This is a genomic window from Zobellella iuensis, assembly GCF_016746085.1.
In the GTDB taxonomy this organism is placed as follows: Bacteria; Pseudomonadota; Gammaproteobacteria; order Enterobacterales; family Aeromonadaceae; genus Oceanimonas; species Oceanimonas iuensis.
Genome location: NZ_JAERTZ010000030.1, coordinates 63,935 through 81,482 on the forward strand (window position 1 = coordinate 63,935; position 17,548 = coordinate 81,482).

Genomic DNA, 17,548 nt, shown 5'->3' on the forward strand with positions numbered 1-17,548 from the left:
TAGCGCCCCACCTTTACCAATGATGAAAATTCACCCATGTCCTATCTGGTCTTTGTCACCCTGTTGTGGGCCTTTTCCTTCAGCCTGATCGGCGTCTACCTGGCCGGCGCCGTGGACAGCTACTTCTCGGTGCTGAGCCGCGTGGCCCTGGCCGCCCTGCTGTTCCTGCCCTTTCTCTCCCGGCGCCTGCCGGCCCGGCTGGCGCTGGGGCTGATGGGCTGCGGTGCCGTGCAGCTCGGCATCATGTACCTGTTCTATTACCAGTCGTTCCTGTTGCTGACGGTGCCCGAGGTGCTGATCTTCACCGTGCTCACGCCCCTCTACGTCACCCTGATCTACGATTTGCTCAACCGGCGCTTCAACCCCGGCTACCTGCTCACCGCCGCCCTGGCGGTGCTGGGCGCCCTGGTGATCCGCTTCGACGGCATCACCGACACCTACCTGCTCGGCTTTGCGGTGGTGCAGGGCGCCAACCTCTGCTTCGCCCTCGGCCAGGTCGGCTACAAGGTGCTGATGGAGCGTTATCCGCAACATCCGCCCCAGCACCGGCTGTTCGGCTATTTCTACCTGGGCGCCCTGCTGGTGGTGGTGCCGGCCTGGCTGCTGCTCGGCAGCGACCGCTACCCCGCCAGCGGCCTGCAGTGGGGCATACTGCTGTGGCTGGGCCTGGGCGCCTCCGGCCTGGGCTATTTCCTGTGGAACAAGGGCGCCACCCTGGTCAATGCCGGTGCCCTGGCGATCATGAACAACGCCCTGGTGCCCGCCGGCCTGCTGGTCAACCTGCTGATCTGGAACCGGGAAGCGGACCTGCTGCGGCTCGGCCTGGGCGGACTCATCATCATCGCCTCGCTCTGGCTCAACGAAGCCTGGCTCAAAACCCCGGAAGCCGCCCGGGCCTGATGGCGCCGGGGTCACAAAATCACAATTTAGCCGGTGCCGGCCATGGTAATCCGCACCGGCCTCCTTACACTGGGTCATAGGAAACAGTGCCGAGGAGAACATCATGTTTACCGCCCTACTATTAGAAGAATCCGGCAAACAAACCCAAGCCCGCCTGCAGCGGCTGAACGAGCACCAGCTCACCACCGGCGACGTGCTGGTGAAGGTCGACTACTCCACCCTCAACTACAAGGACGCCCTGGCCATCACCGGCAAGGGCAAGATAGTGCGCCAGTGGCCCATGGTGCCCGGCATCGACTACGCCGGTACCGTGCTGGCCTCGGATCACCCGGACTACCGCATCGGCGACGAGGTGCTGCTCACCGGCTGGGGCGTGGGCGAACAATACTGGGGCGGCCTGGCGGAGAAGGCCAGCGCCAAGGGGGACTGGCTGATCCCCCTGCCGCCGGGCATGAGCGCCAAGCGGGCCATGGCCATCGGCACCGCCGGCTTTACCGCCATGCTCAGCCTGATGGCGCTGGAGCATGCGGGCATCACCCCCGGCCAGGGCCCGGTGTTGGTCACCGGCGCCACCGGCGGTGTGGGTTCGGTGGCGGTGCGGCTGCTGGCCGGCGCCGGCTTCGAGGTGCATGCCTCCACCGGCCGGCCCGAACACGGTGACTGGCTGACCTCCCTGGGCGCCGCCGCCATCATCCCTCGTGCCGAGCTGGACGCCGAACCGGCACCGCTGGAAACCCAGCGCTGGGCCGGCGCCGTGGACACCGTGGGCGGCCGCACCCTGGCCAAGATCCTGAGCCAGACCAAAATGGACGGCGCCGTGGCCGCCTGCGGCCTGGCCGGCGGCGTGGCCCTCAACACCACCGTCATGCCCTTTATCCTGCGCGGGGTGCAGCTGCTCGGCATCAACTCGGTCTATATGCCCAAGGCCAAGCGCATCGAAGCCTGGCAGCGGCTGCAGGAAAGCCTGCCGCTCGACTTCGAAGACCAGGCCCAGGTGCTGACCCTGGAGCAGAGCATAGAAGCGGCCCGGGATCTGCTGGCCGGCAAGCTCAGGGGCCGGGTGGTGATCCAGCCCTGAGGCATTTGTTCCCACGGCGGGCATGCCCGCCGTTCAGTTTATTGACTTCGTCGTCTGAACACCTTAACGAAGTCAGCCAAAGGGCCCACTCCGCCGACACGCTATAAAATATGACACTCGCTGTTTCGGCCTGCTGCGAACATTCACTGGATGTTCGGTCAGGCCGAAACCGCTCGTCGCGGCGAGCAAGCTCGCCCCCTGTAAGCTCGCACATGCCATCCCTGGCATGTGACGGTCGGCCGGAGTGGACCCTTTGTCTTCCTTTCTGGTATAGACGTTGCCTGTTTAGTTCAGCCTGAAGTTTTCCGCCGTCTGTACGACGCGCCTACCCACCGTTGTGCCAGGGCGGTTGGTTTAAGGAAGGCCTCGGCCCTTACCCGCCCTTGTCAAAATATGTTATAAAGTAACAAAATCATTTTCCCGGACCCACTCATGAGCACTCCCGTCACCACCCACCTCGTCATGGGCTTTCTCGGCAGCGGCAAAACCACCCTGCTGCGCCACCTGCTGGCCCACAAGCCGGAGCAGGAGCGCTGGGCCATCCTGGTCAACGAGTTCGGCGAGGTGGGCATAGACGGCGCCCTGCTCAGCGATCAGGGCGCCACCATCAAGGAAGTGCCCGGCGGCTGCCTGTGCTGCGTGTCCGGGCTGCCCTTCCAGATCGGGCTCAACGCCCTGCTGCACAAGGCCAGGCCCGACCGCCTGCTGATCGAGCCGAGCGGCCTGGGCCACCCCAGCCGCATCCTCGACATTCTCACCAACGAGCACTACCGGGAGATACTGCAACTGGGCCCCGCCTTCTGCCTGGTGGATCCGCGCCAGTGGGCCGATCCACGCTACCGGCAGCACGACACCTACCAGGATCAGCTGGCCCTGGCGGACATACTGGTGGCCAACAAGACGGACCTGTGCAGCGAGGCGGAACTCGAGGCCCTGCGCCGGGGCCTGGACGGCTACCGGCCGCCCAAGCAGGCGCTGGTGGAAGTCTGCCAGGGCCAGTTGGACCCGGCCTGGCTGCAGGGCGAACACCACCCGGAGCGCCGGGCGGCCCATCCCCTGGCCCACGAAGAGAACGCCCCCCGGCCACTGCTCGCCGACCCCGGCCCCCGCCTCAGCCGCGGCCAGCCCTGGCGCCGCTACGGCAACCACGGCCAGGATCATTTCTCCATCGGCTGGCGCTTTCTCGACGAGGTGGTATTCGACCAGGCGGCGGTCGAGGCGTTTTGCGCCGAACTGGCGGTGGCGCGGCTGAAGGCGGTGCTGCGGGTGGAAGACGGCTGGCGCGCCTTCAACAAGGTGGACGGCCGGCTCAGCGTCTATCGTATCGCCCCCCAGCGGGAAGGCCGGCTGGAGCTGATCGATCCCGCCCCCCTGGCCGCCCAGCCGCTGCACCAGCGGCTGATGCAGACGGTGCTATCGCTGCCCTCGTCATAAAACTGTCATGAGATTGTCTTAGTCTGCCGGCCACAAGGATACGTTAGGGCCTGGCCGATGAAAGTTTCGCTGTTTTCGATGTTGTCTTCGCTGCTGCTGATCGCCCTGGCGCTGCTGCTGGCCGGCGCCTTCTACCTGGGGGACCACCGCCTGCAGCAGGGGGAAGCAACCCGCGCCGGGCTGGAGCAGCTGCGCCGCGACGCCAATATCTCCCTCTACCGCACCATCTCCGCCTACCTGGCGAGCGGCGACACCAGCCTGATGACCGAGGCCGAACACCAGTTGCAGGCGATGGAAAGCGCCCTCGGCCACCATGCCGGTGGCGAGCCGGCGCAACAGGCGGTGGCGCGGCTCTATCAGCAACTGAGCCACGACTTCCGCGAGGCCGGCAAGCTCTCCGGCAACAGCCAGCACCTGCTGCAGCACGCCGAGCAGGAGCTGGCCGACCAGCTCCGGGCCCTGGCCCGCTACGCCGGCAGCCCCCACAGCCTGGCCCCCCGCTACCAGGCCCTGGTGGGGGAAATGCTGGCCGCCCTGCCCCGCCTTATCCACCTGCGCCAGGGTTATATCGGCGACAACAACCCCCAGCTTCGCCAGGCCCTGGACTTCCAGCTGAACGAGCTGACCCAGCTGTCCACCCAGCTCCTGGCCCTGCCCCTGCTGGGCATCTACCAGGAGCAGGAGGTGGACGAGTTCGCCCTGCGCAGGGCCAAGCCGGTGGAGCTGGGCGAGGCCCCCCGCCGGGAGCTGCAGAGCCTGCTCGGCCGTTACCCCAAGGAGCTGGGCAACACCCAGGACACCCTGGCCCTGCGCAGCCGGGCCTCGGACGCCCTGGGCGCCAGCCTGAACGACATTGAGCAACAGCTGGATTTGCTGGTGGAGCGGCAGGAAGCGGCCCGCGTGCAGGAATACCGGCAGCTGGCCCTGCTGCTGCTGGCCCTGTGCGCCACCCTGCTGCTGTTCGCCCTGCTCAGCTACCTGTTCCAGCGGGTGCTGGTGGTCAACCGCCTGCGCCTGCTGCGCAACGCCTTCCGCCAGCTGGTGCAGGACGGCCAGCTCGCCACCCTGCCGGTGACCCACCCCAACAGCGAGCTGGGCCAGATCGCCACCAGTTTCAACGGCCTGATCGAAAGCCTGCAGCAACAGCAGCACAGCCGGGCCGGGCAGCTGCAGCACGTGTCCCAGGCCCTGGAGCAGATGATCGAAGAGGTGCTGGATATCCAGCGCCATACCCAGACCACCGATCAGACCATGAGCGGCAGCGTCGACATGGTCAACGAGCTCAACCACCTGGCCCAGCAGATGCGCCAGGCCACCGACGACATCGCCCTCACCGCCCGCGACAACCTGCAGGCCATGGGCGTCAGCCGGGAAAGGGTAGAACAGCTGGTACACACCGCCGAGCAGAGCCAGCAGGCCGCCGAAACCGGCCGCCAGGCCCTGGACAGCCTGGTCCGCTCGGTCGGCGACGCCTCCGCCATCATCGGGGTGATCCAGCAGATCGCCGAACAGACCAACCTGCTGGCGCTCAATGCGGCCATCGAGGCGGCCCGGGCCGGGGAGCACGGGCGAGGCTTTGCGGTGGTGGCGGACGAGGTGCGCAAGCTCTCGGGCAACACCCAGGGCTCGCTCAGCGAAATCGGCAACATCATGGAGCGGCTGCGCCTGGCCAGCGACGAACTGGGCCTGACCATCAGCAAGATGATGCAGGCCGCCGCCGCCCAGCACGATCAGGCCCAGACCCTGATGGAGGTGACCGAGCAGGTGCGCGCCACCTCCCAGGCCACCACCACGGTGGCGGAGCGGGGCGCCGGCCACGCCGACAGCCAGGCCGCCGAACTGGGCCGTTTCATGGGGCTGATGGACGAGCTGAAGGGCCAGTCCACCGAGGTGTCGGCCCGGGCCGGCCAGGTGGTGGCGCGCATCCGCGGCCAGGCCGGCACCATCACCGCCATGCTGCAGCAGGCTTAGCCGGCCGCTCAGGCGGCTACAACTGGTTGATGGGGATCTTCAGGTAGACCTTGCCCCGCTCGTCCGGCGGCGGCATCCGCCCGGCGCGGATATTGACCTGGATGGCCGGCAGTATCAGCCGAGGCATGGCCAGGGTGGCGTCCCGCTCGTCACGCATCGTCACGAATTCGGCCTCTCCGACGCCCTCCCGCACATGGATATTGTGCCGGCGCTGCGCGCCGACCGAGGTCAGGTACTGGTGCTCCCGCCCGGGCCTGGGATAATCGTGGCAGATATAGATGGCGGTCTCCTCGGGCAGGGCCAGCAGCCGGTGGATGGAGCGGTACAGCCGGCTCGCGCTGCCACCGGGAAAGTCGCAACGGGCGGTGCCCACATCCGGCATAAACAGGGTATCGCCGACGAAGGCCGCCTGTTCGTTGACGATATAGGCCAGATCCGCCGGAGTATGGCCGGGGGTGTGCATCACCCGGAAGCGGAGCCCGCCCACCTCGAAGGTGTCGCCGTCGGCGAACAGGTGATCGAACTGGCTGCCGTCGGGCAGGAATTCCTTCTCCAGGTCGAACACCTGGCGGAAGAGCGCCTGCACTTCCCGGATATGCTCGCCGATGCCAATCCTGCCGCCCAGCTGCTCGCGGAGAAAGGGCGCCGCCGACAGGTGGTCCGCGTGGGCGTGGGTTTCCAGTACCCAGTGCAGGGTCAGCCCCTGCTCCCGGACGAAGTCCACCAGTTGCTGCGCCGTGTGGGTGCGGGTGCGGCCCGACTTGTAGTCGAAGTCCAGCACCGGATCGATCACCACCGCCTGGCCGCCGGGCCGGTCGTACACCACATAGCTGAAGGTTTCGCTGTCCTGGTCCAGGAAGGCCCTGACGAGCGGGGCGTCGTGCCGAGTCATGCTGTTGTCCTCCGATGGCGGGAGCCGAGTTAAATTAGTATAAACTAATTTAACTCATGTTTCCTCGCCCGGCGCCGACTTACAGCGCCGCTTTCACATAGAGGTCGAAGCGGTTGTTCTTGCTCTCGATCTGCGCCGAGGGCGTGACCCCGTCGAGGAAGCCGGCGTAATCGGGCCGCTTCACCACCACCCGGGCGCGGGCCAGGCCCAGCGCCCGGGGCAGCAGGGCATCGGCGTCTTCGTCCGGGCCCACCAGGGAGTGGAATACCCGCATCTCCTTCTTCACCAGCGCCGACTTCTTCTTGTGGGGAAACATGGGGTCCAGGTAGACCACATCCGGTGCGTCGGTGATCTCCGCCAGGCCCTGGCCGAAGGGCAGCAGCCGCAGCCGCTCGGCGACCCAGCCACCGATCTCCGGATCCAGGGCCGCCCGGCGCAGGCCATCGGCGAGCAGGGCGTGCACCACCGGATGGCGCTCGCACAGGGTCACGGCGCAGCCCAGCGAGGCCAGCACGAAGGCATCTCGGCCCAGGCCGGCGGTGCCGTCCACCACGCTCGGGTTGTGGCCGTGCTTGAGCCCCACCGCCCGGGCGATGCTCTGGCCCCGGCCGCCGCCGAACTTGCGCCGGTGCGCCACGGCCCCTTCCACAAAGTCCACGAACACGGCGCCGAGTTTGGGCTCATCCAGCTTGCGAAGCTCCAGCCGGCCCTGGGTGTACACCAGGGCGAAGGGCGCTGGCGCCGTCACCCCGGCCAGGCGTCGGGCCAGTTGCCCGGCTTCGTCCGCCAGGGCGGGGTCTTCCACATCAATCTGTATCGGGTACTGAGTGTCCGGCATAGGACTCCAAAAAAGGCAGCAATTCACGAATGGCCAGGGGCCGGGCGATCAGGTAGCCCTGCAGGTAATGGCAGGGCTGGGCGGCAAGATACGCCGCCTGGGCCTCGGTTTCCATCCCTTCGATCACCACCGACATGCCCAGGTCGCCGATGATGCGCAGTATGCCCTCCAGCAGCAGGCCGTCGCGCCGGTTGCCGGGCAGGTGGTCGATAAAGCTTTTGTCGATCTTGACCAGGTCGATGGGAAAGGTGCGCAGGTAGTTGAGCGCCGAATAGCCGGTGCCGAAATCGTCGATGGCGATGCGGCAGCCCGCCTCGCGCAGGGCGCGGATCCGTTCCAGGTGCTGCTCGTTGCCCTGCATGAACAGCGACTCGGTAATCTCGAAGATGATGTGCCGGGGCGACAGGCCCTGTTGCTGGATCACCGACAGCCATTCGCCGCCGTCCAGCCCCAGGCTCTGGAATTCCAGGCTGGAGCGGTTGATGGCCATGTCCAGGGCGTAGCCGGCCTGGTGCAGCCGGCGCAGGTCGGTACAGGCCCGGTTCAGCACCCAGTCGCCCAGGGCCTGCACCATGCCGCACTCCTCCGCCACCGGCACGAACTCCGCCGGGGAGATATAACCCAGGGTGGGATGCCGCCAGCGCACCAGGGCCTCCAGCTTGGAGATACCGCCGGTCTCGGCCGCGACTATGGGCTGGTAGTGCAGGCTGAGACCGCCCTGCTTGATGGCTTCCACCAGCTCGTGCTGCAGCCGCAGCCGGCGGCTCTGGACGCGGTTGAGCTGGCGGTCGTACAGGGCCAGCGGCTGCTTTTTCTGCTTGGCGCCGAACAGCGCCTGCTCCGCCTGCTGCAGCAGGCTTTCGGCGTCCTCCTCCTCGGCGCCGGGCCAGAGCGCCCCGCCCAGGGTGGCATCCACATAGAGGTGCTGCTCGGCCAGGTGCAGCGGCCGCTTGAGCGCGCCCAACAGGTGCTTGCCGAAGATGCGCGCCTGGCGGTGCTGCACTATGCCGGGCACCAGCACCGCGAACTCGTCGCTGCCGATACGGGCCAGGAAATCGTCGCCACGCAGCCGGCTCTGCAGCCGGAGCGCCACCTCGCGCAGCACCCGATCCCCCACCCTGTGGTTCATGGCGTTGTTGAACAGCCGGAAGTTGTTGATATCCAGGATCATCAGCGCGAAGGGCTCCCGCCGCCGGCAGTACTGGCTCAGGCGGTGCTGGAAGCTGGCCCGGTTGGCCAGGCCGGTCAGGCCGTCTTCCTCCGTCCGTTGCCGCTGTTCCGCCGGCTTGACGTGGCTGATATCGCTGAACACCGCCAGGTACTGGCGGACCCGCCCCCGCTGCCGCAGGGTGCTGATCCTGAGGAACTCCGGGTACACCTGGCCGTTCTTGCGCCGGTTCCACACCTCGCCCTGCCAGCAGCCGTGTTCCCGCAGCGCGGCGTTCATGGCCTGGTAGAAGCCTTTGGCATGCATGCCCGACTTCAGCAGCGAGGGGAAACGGCCGATCACCTCGCCGGCGGTGTAGCCGGTGATGCGCTCGAAGGCCGGGTTCACCGCCAGGATGCGGGTGCTGGCGTCGCAGATCATCAGCCCTTCCGGGCGAAACTGCTCCAGCACCTGGCTGGTTTGAAACCCGATCTCGTCCTGACGTTGCCGCTCCAGTCCCTCCAGCAGGCCGATGATATGGTCGGGCCGGCCCTGCTCGCCGGGCACCAGGGTCAGGTGCATGCGCCCCCGGAACACCTGGCCGCTCTTGTGCAGGTAACGTTTTTCCAGGGTGGCCATGCCCTGGCCCGGCTCCTGGCCCAGCCGCTGGTAGAGCCGCAGGCTGTCGGGCCAGTCGGCGGCATGGGTCAGGTAACTGGCCGACTTGCCCTCCAGCTCGGCGGGGGTAAAGCCCAGGGCCTGCTGCAGCCGGTGGTTGCTCCAGAGGATGGCGCCGGTCGGGCTCAGCTTGAGCAACGGCAGGGGCAGATGGTCGAGCAGGGCCGGTGAACGGGTGGCGATGCGGGCCCGGTCGTGCTGGCTGAAGATGGCGCGGAACAACCGGAGCCAGGCAGCCGCCGGCAGGCGGCGCCCCTTGCGTTGCCACAGGAACAGCAGGCCATAGCCCGGATAGCAGGGCGACAGGGACAGGAAGTAGCCCGACCCCGCCTGCAGGGCACGGCATTGCCGATGGCGCAGGGGCTGCCGACCACGGTGCAGCCCCTGCAGGGCCACCTCGGGCAAGGCCACGCCGGCGGCCAGCACCGGCTGCCACTCCTCCCCCTGCAACCGGCACAGCAGGGCACCGTCGGCCACCTGCTGTTCAACCAGTTGATCCAGGCACCAGAGGTTAAACCATGACGCGACCTTGCTTTCCATATTGCCCATATTGTCCGAGAGCCCGTGCTTGCCCCCGTGTATACCTTATCCGGCCGGGGCCTGGCCAGCGGCGGGCACAAAAAAGGTGGCCTCGGCCACCTTTTATTCCGCAGTGCCCTCAGGCGGCGATGCCGGAGTGGCGCAGCAGGGCGTCTATCTTCGGCTCCCGGCCACGGAACTGCTTGAACAGCTCCATCGGCTCCTTGGCACCGCCCTGCTCCAGCACCGCATGCAGGAAGTCGCGGCCCACTTTCACCGAGAACACCCCTTCCTCCTCGAAGCGGGCGAAGGCGTCGCTGGACAGCACCTCGGCCCACTTGTAGCTGTAGTAGCCCGCCGCGTAACCGCCGGCGAAGATGTGGGAGAAACTGTGCTGGAAGCGGTTGAACTCGGGCGGCGGCAGCACCGACACCGTGCTGCGCACCTGGTTCAGGATGGCCTGCACCCGCCCGGGCTGGGCGCCGTCCCGCGCCATATGCAGGCGGAAGTCGAACAGGGCGAACTCCAGCTGGCGCAGCATCATCAGCGCCGAGTGGAAGTTGCGCGCCGCCAGCATCCGCTCCAGCATGTCCGCCGGCAGCGGTTCGCCGGTCTCGAAATGGCCGGAGATAAAGGCCAGGGCCTCGGGCTGCCAGCACCAGTTTTCCAGGAACTGGCTGGGCAGTTCCACCGCATCCCAGGCCACGCCGTTGATGCCGGCCACCCCGGCCACGTCCACCCGGGTCAGCATATGGTGGATGCCGTGGCCGAACTCGTGGAACAGGGTCAGCACCTCGTTGTGGGTGAACAGAGCGGGCACATCGCCCACCGGGCCGTTGAAATTGCAGGTGAGGTAGGCCACCGGCTTCTGCAGGCTGCCGTCCTCCCGGTAGCGGCGACCGATGCAGTCGTCCATCCAGGCGCCGCCACGCTTGTTGGCGCGGGCATAGAGATCCAGGTAGAAGCTGCCGCGCAGTTCGCCGGTTTCGTCGTAAATGTCGAAGAAACGCACGTCCGGGTGCCACACCTCTACCCCGAAGCGCTCCTTGACCTGGATGCCGAACAGCCGCTTCACGGTCTCGAACAGACCCTGTACCACCCTGTGCTCGGGGAAGTAGGGGCGCAGCTCCTCATCGGAGATGGCGTACTTGTACTGCTTGAGCTTTTCGGCGTAGTAGCTGATGTCCCAGGCGTTGAGCCGCTCCACCCCGTGCCGTTCACGGGCGAATTCGGTCAGCTCGGCCAGTTCGGCCTCGCCCTGGGGATGGGAGCGGCTGGCCAGCTGCTCGAGAAAGTCCAGCACTTGCTGCTCGCTCCGGGCCATCTTGGTGGCCAGGGACACCTGGGCATAGTTGTCGTAGCCCAGCAGCTCGGCCAGCTCCTGCTTGAGTGCCAGTCTCTCCTCGATAATGGCGGTGTTGTCGAACTCGCCGGCGTGGGGGCCCTGATCCGAGGCCCGGGTGCAGTAGGCCCGGTACAGCTCCTCGCGCAGGGCCGCATCGTCGGCGTACATCATCACCGGCAGGTAGGAGGGGATGTCGAGGGTGAACACCCAGCCGGCCAGCTCCCGGGCTTTGGCCTGGGCCTCGGCCGCCGCCAGGGCGGACTCGGGCAGGCCGGCCAGCAGCGCCTGGTCGGTGATGTGCTTGATCCAGGCCTGGGTGGCGTCCAGCACCCGGTTGGAGAAGGTGGAAGCCAGCTCCGACAGCCGGGCCTGGATGGCCCCGAAGCGTTTCTTCTGCTCCGCTTCCAGGGCGATGCCCGACAGCCGGAAGTCGCGCAGGGTGTTGTCCACCTCCTTCTGCTGGGCCAGGCTCAGCTTCTTGAAATCGTCCCGGTCGGCCAGCCCCTGGTAGGCGGCAAACAGGCCTTCGTGCTGGCCCATCCAGGTATGGTACTCGGACAACAGCGGCAGGCAGGACTCATAGGCCTGGCGCAGCGCCTCGCTGTTCATCACCCCGTTCAGGTGGCCGATGGGCGACCAGATCCGGCTCAGGTGATCGTTCACTTCCTCCAGCGGCGCCACCAGGTTGTCCCAGGTGAACTCCTCATGGCGCGCCAGCACCGTTTCCACCCGCTTCTTGCAATCCGCAATGGCATGCTCCACCGCCGGCTTGATGTGTTCCGGCTTGATCTGGCTGAACGGCGGCAGGCCGTCCATGGTAAGTAGCGGATTCGTCATGGTCCTGTACCTCTTATTGTTTTGGCCGTCGCCTTGCTCGCAGGCAATCGAGGGAATACCCCCTAACATGGTGATAGCGGCGCCAATGTTCAAGCTTTTCGTGCCGTTGCCCTCTAATTGACCGCGAATTCGGTTATTTAGTGACCGCCAGCTTTAGCAAGACTTGGTGTACAATCGGCCAACAGTGTTAATTGACCCCCATTCCACCACGGAGCAGACATATGGCACAACATTTCGACTATATCGCCATCGGCGGCGGCAGCGGCGGCATCGCCTCCGCCAACCGGGCGGCCATGTACGGCAAGAAAGTGGCGCTGATTGAAGCCAAGGATCTGGGCGGTACCTGCGTCAACGTCGGCTGCGTACCCAAGAAGGTGATGTGGCACGGCGCCCAGGTCGCCGAGGCGGTCAAGCTCTACGCCGCCGACTACGGCTTCGATGTGGAACTCAAGGGACACGACTGGGCCCGGCTGGTGGAAAGCCGCCAGGCCTATATCGGCCGCATCCACCAGTCCTACGACCGGGTGCTGGGCAACAACAAGGTAACGGTGATCAAGGGCTTCGCCCGCTTCAAGGACGCCCACACCCTCGAGGTGAACGGCGAGGAAATCACCGCCGACCATATCCTGATCGCCACCGGCGGCGAACCCATCATCCCCCATATTCCGGGTGCCGAGCACGGCATCGACTCCAACGGCTTCTTCGCACTGACCGAGCAGCCCAAACGGGTGGCGGTGGTCGGCGCCGGCTACATCGCGGTGGAGCTGGCCGGGGTGCTGAACGCGCTGGGCTCCGAGACCCACCTGCTGGTGCGCAAGCAGGCACCGCTGCGCAACTTCGATCCCCTGCTCACCGACACCCTGGTGGAGGTGATGGCCACCGAGGGCCCGCGACTGCACACCCAGGCGGTGCCCAAAAGCGTGGAAAAACTGGCCGACGGCAGCCTGACCCTGCACCTGGAAAACGGCGCGTCGCTCAATGTGGACTGCCTGATCTGGGCCATCGGCCGCCGCCCCCTGACCCAGGGCCTGAACCTGGAGGCCGCCGGCGTGTCGGTGGACCAGCACGGCTACATCAAGGTGGACGAGTACCAGAACACCACGGCCCCGGGCCTGTACGCGGTGGGCGACAACATCGGCTATGTGGAGCTGACCCCGGTGGCGGTGAAGGCCGGACGCCAGCTGTCCGAGCGGCTGTTCAACAACAAGCCCGAGGCCAAGATGGATTACGATCTGGTGCCGACCGTGGTGTTCAGCCACCCGCCCATCGGCACCATGGGCCTGACCGAACCCCAGGCCCGGGCCCAGTACGGCGACGACAACGTCAAGGTGTATACCTCTTCCTTCACCGCCATGTACACCGCCGTGACCCGGCACCGCCAGCCCTGCAAGATGAAGCTGGTGTGCGCGGGCGACAATGAAAAAGTGGTGGGCATCCACGGCATCGGCTTCGGCATGGACGAGATACTGCAAGGCTTTGCGGTGGCGGTGAAGATGGGCGCCACCAAGGCCGACTTCGACGCCTGCGTGGCCATCCACCCCACCGCGGCGGAAGAGTTCGTGACCATGCGGTAAAGGGGTTCGGGACGCAAAAAAAAAGCCGGATTGCTATCCGGCTTTTTTTATGACGCCAGTGACCGCTGGCAGCACAAGCGTCAAGCCGCCTTCACCGTGCCCATCACCTGAGCCAGCAGCGCCTGCAGCGGATGGGGGATGCGCTGCTCGTCGAAGCGCTTGACCTGGCTGCGGCAGGAATAGCCGGTCGCCACCAGTTTGCCTCTGTTGTCGGCGTCGTTGACCTGCTCACGCCAGCTCAGGTCGTAAATCCGTCGCGAGGTGTCATAATTCGCCGTTTCGTGGCCGTAGGTACCGGCCATGCCGCAGCACCCCACCGGGATCACCTCCAGCCGCTGCCCGAGCGCGCTGAAGACCGCCTGCCAGCTACGGATCGACGGCGCCGCCGAGGTTTTCTCGGTGCAGTGCGCCAGCATCCGGAATTCGCCCGCCGGCAGGCCGTCCGCCTGGGCGGCGAGGGCATCCCGCTGCTCCTCCAGCCATTCCTGCACCAGCTTCACCTCCGGCAGTTCCGCCTCCGGCAGCGCATAGGCGTATTCCTGGCGATAGGTCAGGGTCATCGACGGGTCTATGCCCACCAGCGGCAGGCCGCTGTCGTTGATCGCCTTGAGCATGCGGGCGTTGTTGCGCGCCGCCTGCTCGAACACCGACATAAAACCGTGCACGTGCAGCGGCTTGCCGTTGGGCTTGAACGGCGCCACCAGCACATGGAAACCGAGCCGGCCCAGCAGGTCGACGACATCGAGCACCAGTTCGCTTTCGAAATAACTGGTGAAGGCATCCTGCACTATCACCACCGCCCTGGCGCGCTGCGCCGCGGACAGCCGGGCGAGGTTCGCCGGCGTCGCCAGCTCGACGCCGCGCCGGCGCAGGCCCTGCCGCAGGCTGTGGCGGCTGATTTCCGGGCTGTCGACCATGCCCACCCGGCCACGGAAGACTCGCTTGACCAGGCCGTTGCGCATCGCCCAGTTATAGGGCGCCGGGAACCGTGCCAGGGTCGGGATCATGAATTCCAGGCTGCCGACCACATAGTCCTTCAGCGGGCGCAGGTAGCGACCGTAGTAAACCTCGAGGAAACGGGCGCGGAAGTCCGGCACATTGACCTTGATCGGGCACTGACCGACGCAGGACTTGCACGCCAGGCAGCCCATCATCGAGGCGTGCACCTCGTTGGAGAAGTCGTATTCGCCGCGGCGCTTGCCCAGGCTGTTGCGCAGCCGCCGCGGCAGGCCGGCGATGAACGAGCTCGCCTTGACCTCGCGGCTGGCGTCGTTGAGGTCGACGCCCTGGCTGGCCATCAGCCGCAGCCACTCGCGCACCAGGGAGGCGCGCCCCTTCGGCGAGTGGATGCGCTCGCGGGTGCCCTTCCAGGACGGGCACATGGCGTCGTTGGGGTCGTAGTTGAAGCAGGCGCCGTTGCCGTTGCAGTTCATCGCCGACTCGTAGCTCTGGCGCACCGCGATGTGGATCTGCCGGTCGTGCTGACCGCGGGTCGGCACCCCGTCGATCTTCAGCAGCTCGGCGCCGCCGGCCAGGGGCGTGGCGATTTTGCCCGGGTTGAGCTGGTTGTGCGGATCGAAGGCGCCCTTGATGCGCTGCAGCTCGGGGTAGAGATCGCCGAAGAACTCGGGCGCATACTCCGAGCGCACGCCCTTGCCGTGCTCGCCCCAGAGCAGCCCCTTGTACTTCTGCGTCAGCCGCACCACCTCGTCGGTGACCGCGCGGATCAGGCCTTCCTCTGCCGGATCCTTCATGTCGATCGCCGGGCGCACGTGCAGCACGCCGGCATCCACATGGCCGAACATGCCGTACTGCAGGCCGCGCGCGTCCAGCACCGCGCGGAACTCCATGATAAAGTCGGCCAGGTGCTCCGGCGGCACCGCCGTATCCTCGACGAAAGGCAGCGGCCGGCGCTCGCCCTGGGCGTTGCCGAGCAGACCGACGGCCTTCTTGCGCATGCCCCAGATCTTGTTGATCTCGCCGGCGCCAAAGGCCACGGAGTGGCCGAAGCTCCTGCCCGGCTGGCCGCTGACCGCTTCCAGATGCGCCACCAGCCGGTCGACGTCGGCCTGCAGTTGCGCTTCGTCGTCGCCGGTGTATTCCACCAGGTTGATGCCGGCGATGTCGGGTTCGCCGTCGGCGTGGGGAAAGTAGTGGCGCACCGAATCCCAGACGATGTCGCCCATCGCCAGGTTCAGCACCTTGGAGTCGACGGTCTCGATCGAGGTCGGGCCCCAGGCCATCAGCGCCTTGGCATCGCGCAGCGAGCTTTCGAAGCTGTCGTACTTGATGTTGACCAGTGCCGAGTATTTCGGGATCGGCAGCACATTGAGCTTGGCCTCGGCGATAAAGGCCAGGGTGCCTTCGGCGCCGCAGAGCACCGAGTTAAGGTTGAAGCGGCCGTCGGCGTCGCGGATATGGGCCAGGTCGTAGCCGGTCAGGCAGCGGTTGAGCTTGGGGAACTTCGTTTCGATATCGTCGCGGCGGGTGCGCTGGATGTCGTCGACCAGCCGGTGCACTGCGCCGATGCGGTCGTCCCGCTGCTTGATCTTGTCGAGCTCGGCTTCCGCCAGCGGCCTGGAGACCCAGAAACTGCCGTCGAGCAGCACCGAGCGCAGCTCCAGCACATGGTCGCGGGTCTTGCCGTAGAGGCAGGAGCCCTGGCCGCTGGCGTCGGTGTTGACCATGCCGCCGATGGTGGCGCGGTTGCTGGTCGACAGCTCCGGCGCGAAAAACAGGCCGTAGGGCTTGAGGGCGGCATTGAGCTGGTCCTTGACCACCCCGCCCTGTACCCGCACCCAGCGTTCCTCGGCATTGATCTCGAGGATTTTGTTCATGTGCTTGGAGCAGTCGACGATCAGGCCGTCGGTCAGCGACTGGCCGTTGGTGCCGGTGCCGCCACCGCGCGGGCTCAGGCCGATACGGTGATAGCGCGGCTCCGACGACAGCCGGGCGAGCAGCATCAGATCCTCGATCGAGGCCGGGTAGAGCACGCCCTGGGGCAGCAGCTGGTAGATGCTGTTGTCGGTGGACTGCACCACCCGGTTGGCGTAATCGGCGCTGATGTCACCGCCGAATCCCAGGTTGGTGAGACGCTCGATAAACTCGAGATACAGCGGCTGGGTCGTGTCGGTGTGGGCGATACCTGGGATCATGGCGGATGGAACCTCGTCGTCACGCCGCCGGTCGCGAGAGACACGGCGCAGTTGGAATTGTCAGTACGAGCGAGATGATGCAGAATCCTTATTTATCATTCAAACGATAAAATTTTATAGATTAATTGATTATGACGAATAATCTATCCGTCCGGCATTTGCGCGCCTTCGTTGCCGTCGCGCACCACGGCAGCTTCACCCAGGCGGCTCAATACCTGCACCTGACCCAGTCATCGCTCACCGCCACCATCAAGCAACTGGAGCAGCAAACCGGGCTGATTCTGTTCGACCGCACTACCCGCCGCGTCCTGCTCAATCCCGAGGGCGAACGCTTTTTGCCGGTGGCCGAGCGGCTGCTGTCGGACTTCGATACCGCCATGGCCGACCTGCAGGCGGTGGCAGAACATCAGCACGGCCAGGTCGGCATCGCCGCCTCGCCGTCGACCCTCGCCCGCTTGCTGCCACCGGTGGTCAAGGAATTTCACCAACGCCATGCGCGCATCGGCCTGCTGCTGCGCGACAACAGTGCCGCCGGCATAGAGCAGCATGTCCTGGCCAACGAGGTCGACTTCGGTATCGGCGGCAACCATTCCAACCAGCCGGAGCTCAGCTACACACCGGTGCTACGGGATCGTTTCGGCGCCGTGTTCCCGCCCGGGCATCCGCTGGCCAAGGGCAAGGCCGTGCTCGACTGGAAGGATCTCGAGCGGGAAGAACTGCTGATGCTGTCGACCGATACCGGCATCCGTGCCCAGCTGTCGCAGCAGCCTTCGCACCACGGCATCGAGCTTAGGCTGGATCGCTCAACGATTGAGGTCTCGAACCCGGCCGGCCTCGCCGCCCTGGTCGAGGCCGGCCTGGGGGTGTCGGTCCTGCCGGCGCTGGCGGCCGGCACTCGCTCGTTCGAACGCCTGCTGTTCCGGCCGCTGGCGAATCCCGCCATTTACCGCGATCTCCATATCATCCGCCGCCGGGGTCGCTCGCTCAGCCCCGCCGCCGATGCGCTGTTGCTGTTGGTGCGCCAGCGCTTCGCGGTCATGCCACTCCCCCCCTCTGTCGAAGCCGCGCATGGCTGAGTGATGCTCGCCGGAGGCCGGAGTGCTATCCGGCCTCCTTGTGATCAGACTTCCCGCTTGTGCTTTAGTCGCCCTCTTTCCCGCCAGGCCCTGCCACTACTCCC

At 66.3% G+C, this 17,548-nt stretch carries 11 protein-coding genes; 6 read left to right on the forward strand and 5 right to left on the reverse strand.

The window, feature by feature from the left end; all coding sequences use genetic code 11:
• Nucleotides 1-36 precede the first annotated feature (36 nt).
• From JKV55_RS17335 to JKV55_RS17350, 4 genes are all read left to right on the forward strand, one after another.
• Nucleotides 37-900, forward strand: coding sequence for a carboxylate/amino acid/amine transporter (locus JKV55_RS17335; protein ID WP_202088124.1), 864 nt, complete (start codon nt 37-39; stop codon nt 898-900).
• Nucleotides 901-1,003: 103 nt separating this feature from the next.
• Nucleotides 1,004-1,978: an acrylyl-CoA reductase (NADPH) gene (acuI, locus tag JKV55_RS17340; RefSeq protein ID WP_202088125.1), complete on the forward strand. Its 975-nt coding sequence runs from the start codon at nt 1,004-1,006 to the stop codon at nt 1,976-1,978.
• Nucleotides 1,979-2,410: 432 nt separating this feature from the next.
• The gene (locus JKV55_RS17345; RefSeq protein ID WP_202088126.1) at nt 2,411-3,412 is read left to right on the forward strand and encodes a CobW family GTP-binding protein; all 1,002 of its coding nucleotides are present in this window, start codon (nt 2,411-2,413) and stop codon (nt 3,410-3,412) included.
• A gap of 57 nt (nt 3,413-3,469) precedes the next feature.
• On the forward strand, nt 3,470-5,383 hold the full coding sequence (locus tag JKV55_RS17350) for a methyl-accepting chemotaxis protein (RefSeq protein WP_202088127.1): 1,914 nt from the start codon (nt 3,470-3,472) through the stop codon (nt 5,381-5,383).
• Nucleotides 5,384-5,399: 16 nt separating this feature from the next.
• Here the strand turns inward: JKV55_RS17350 and JKV55_RS17355 are convergent, their stop codons facing one another.
• The 4 genes from JKV55_RS17355 to prlC all read right to left on the reverse strand — a co-directional run bounded on the left by JKV55_RS17355 (nt 5,400) and on the right by prlC (nt 11,639).
• Nucleotides 5,400-6,275, reverse strand: a complete 876-nt coding sequence (locus tag JKV55_RS17355) for an MBL fold metallo-hydrolase (protein WP_202088128.1) — start codon at nt 6,273-6,275, stop codon at nt 5,400-5,402.
• Between the two features lie 79 nt (nt 6,276-6,354).
• Nucleotides 6,355-7,113, reverse strand: a complete 759-nt coding sequence (locus JKV55_RS17360; protein ID WP_202088129.1) for a class I SAM-dependent methyltransferase — start codon at nt 7,111-7,113, stop codon at nt 6,355-6,357.
• Nucleotides 7,082-9,478 carry a putative bifunctional diguanylate cyclase/phosphodiesterase gene (locus tag JKV55_RS17365; protein WP_202088130.1) on the reverse strand — a complete coding sequence of 799 codons (2,397 nt, stop codon included), beginning with the start codon at nt 9,476-9,478 and terminating at the stop codon, nt 7,082-7,084. The genes JKV55_RS17360 and JKV55_RS17365 overlap by 32 nt, the downstream gene beginning before the upstream one ends.
• 118 nt (nt 9,479-9,596) lie before the next feature.
• Nucleotides 9,597-11,639, reverse strand: coding sequence for an oligopeptidase A (gene prlC / locus JKV55_RS17370; protein ID WP_202088131.1), 2,043 nt, complete (start codon nt 11,637-11,639; stop codon nt 9,597-9,599).
• A 221-nt stretch (nt 11,640-11,860) separates the two neighbouring features.
• Here prlC and gorA point away from each other — a divergent pair, with 221 nt between their 5' ends.
• Complete coding sequence (gene gorA, locus JKV55_RS17375; protein ID WP_202088132.1) at nt 11,861-13,213, forward strand: glutathione-disulfide reductase; 1,353 nt, start codon at nt 11,861-11,863, stop codon at nt 13,211-13,213.
• Nucleotides 13,214-13,293: 80 nt separating this feature from the next.
• Here the strand turns inward: gorA and ydiJ are convergent, their stop codons facing one another.
• Nucleotides 13,294-16,368, reverse strand: coding sequence for a D-2-hydroxyglutarate dehydrogenase YdiJ (ydiJ, locus tag JKV55_RS17380; protein WP_202088133.1), 3,075 nt, complete (start codon nt 16,366-16,368; stop codon nt 13,294-13,296).
• Nucleotides 16,369-16,499: 131 nt separating this feature from the next.
• Between ydiJ and JKV55_RS17385 the strand changes: the two genes are divergently transcribed.
• Nucleotides 16,500-17,444: a LysR family transcriptional regulator gene (locus tag JKV55_RS17385; RefSeq protein ID WP_202088134.1), complete on the forward strand. Its 945-nt coding sequence runs from the start codon at nt 16,500-16,502 to the stop codon at nt 17,442-17,444.
• The last annotated feature ends 104 nt before the right edge of the window (nt 17,445-17,548 follow it).

Coding starts and splice junctions, on each gene's coding strand:
- JKV55_RS17335 (WP_202088124.1), top strand. CDS start 37: ATGTCCTATCTGGTCTTTGTCACCCTGTTGTGGGCCTTTTCCTTCAGC.
- acuI (WP_202088125.1), top strand. CDS start 1,004: ATGTTTACCGCCCTACTATTAGAAGAATCCGGCAAACAAACCCAAGCC.
- JKV55_RS17345 (WP_202088126.1), top strand. CDS start 2,411: ATGAGCACTCCCGTCACCACCCACCTCGTCATGGGCTTTCTCGGCAGC.
- JKV55_RS17350 (WP_202088127.1), top strand. CDS start 3,470: ATGAAAGTTTCGCTGTTTTCGATGTTGTCTTCGCTGCTGCTGATCGCC.
- JKV55_RS17355 (WP_202088128.1), bottom strand. CDS start 6,275: ATGACTCGGCACGACGCCCCGCTCGTCAGGGCCTTCCTGGACCAGGAC.
- JKV55_RS17360 (WP_202088129.1), bottom strand. CDS start 7,113: ATGCCGGACACTCAGTACCCGATACAGATTGATGTGGAAGACCCCGCC.
- JKV55_RS17365 (WP_202088130.1), bottom strand. CDS start 9,478: ATGGAAAGCAAGGTCGCGTCATGGTTTAACCTCTGGTGCCTGGATCAA.
- prlC (WP_202088131.1), bottom strand. CDS start 11,639: ATGACGAATCCGCTACTTACCATGGACGGCCTGCCGCCGTTCAGCCAG.
- gorA (WP_202088132.1), top strand. CDS start 11,861: ATGGCACAACATTTCGACTATATCGCCATCGGCGGCGGCAGCGGCGGC.
- ydiJ (WP_202088133.1), bottom strand. CDS start 16,368: ATGATCCCAGGTATCGCCCACACCGACACGACCCAGCCGCTGTATCTC.
- JKV55_RS17385 (WP_202088134.1), top strand. CDS start 16,500: ATGACGAATAATCTATCCGTCCGGCATTTGCGCGCCTTCGTTGCCGTC.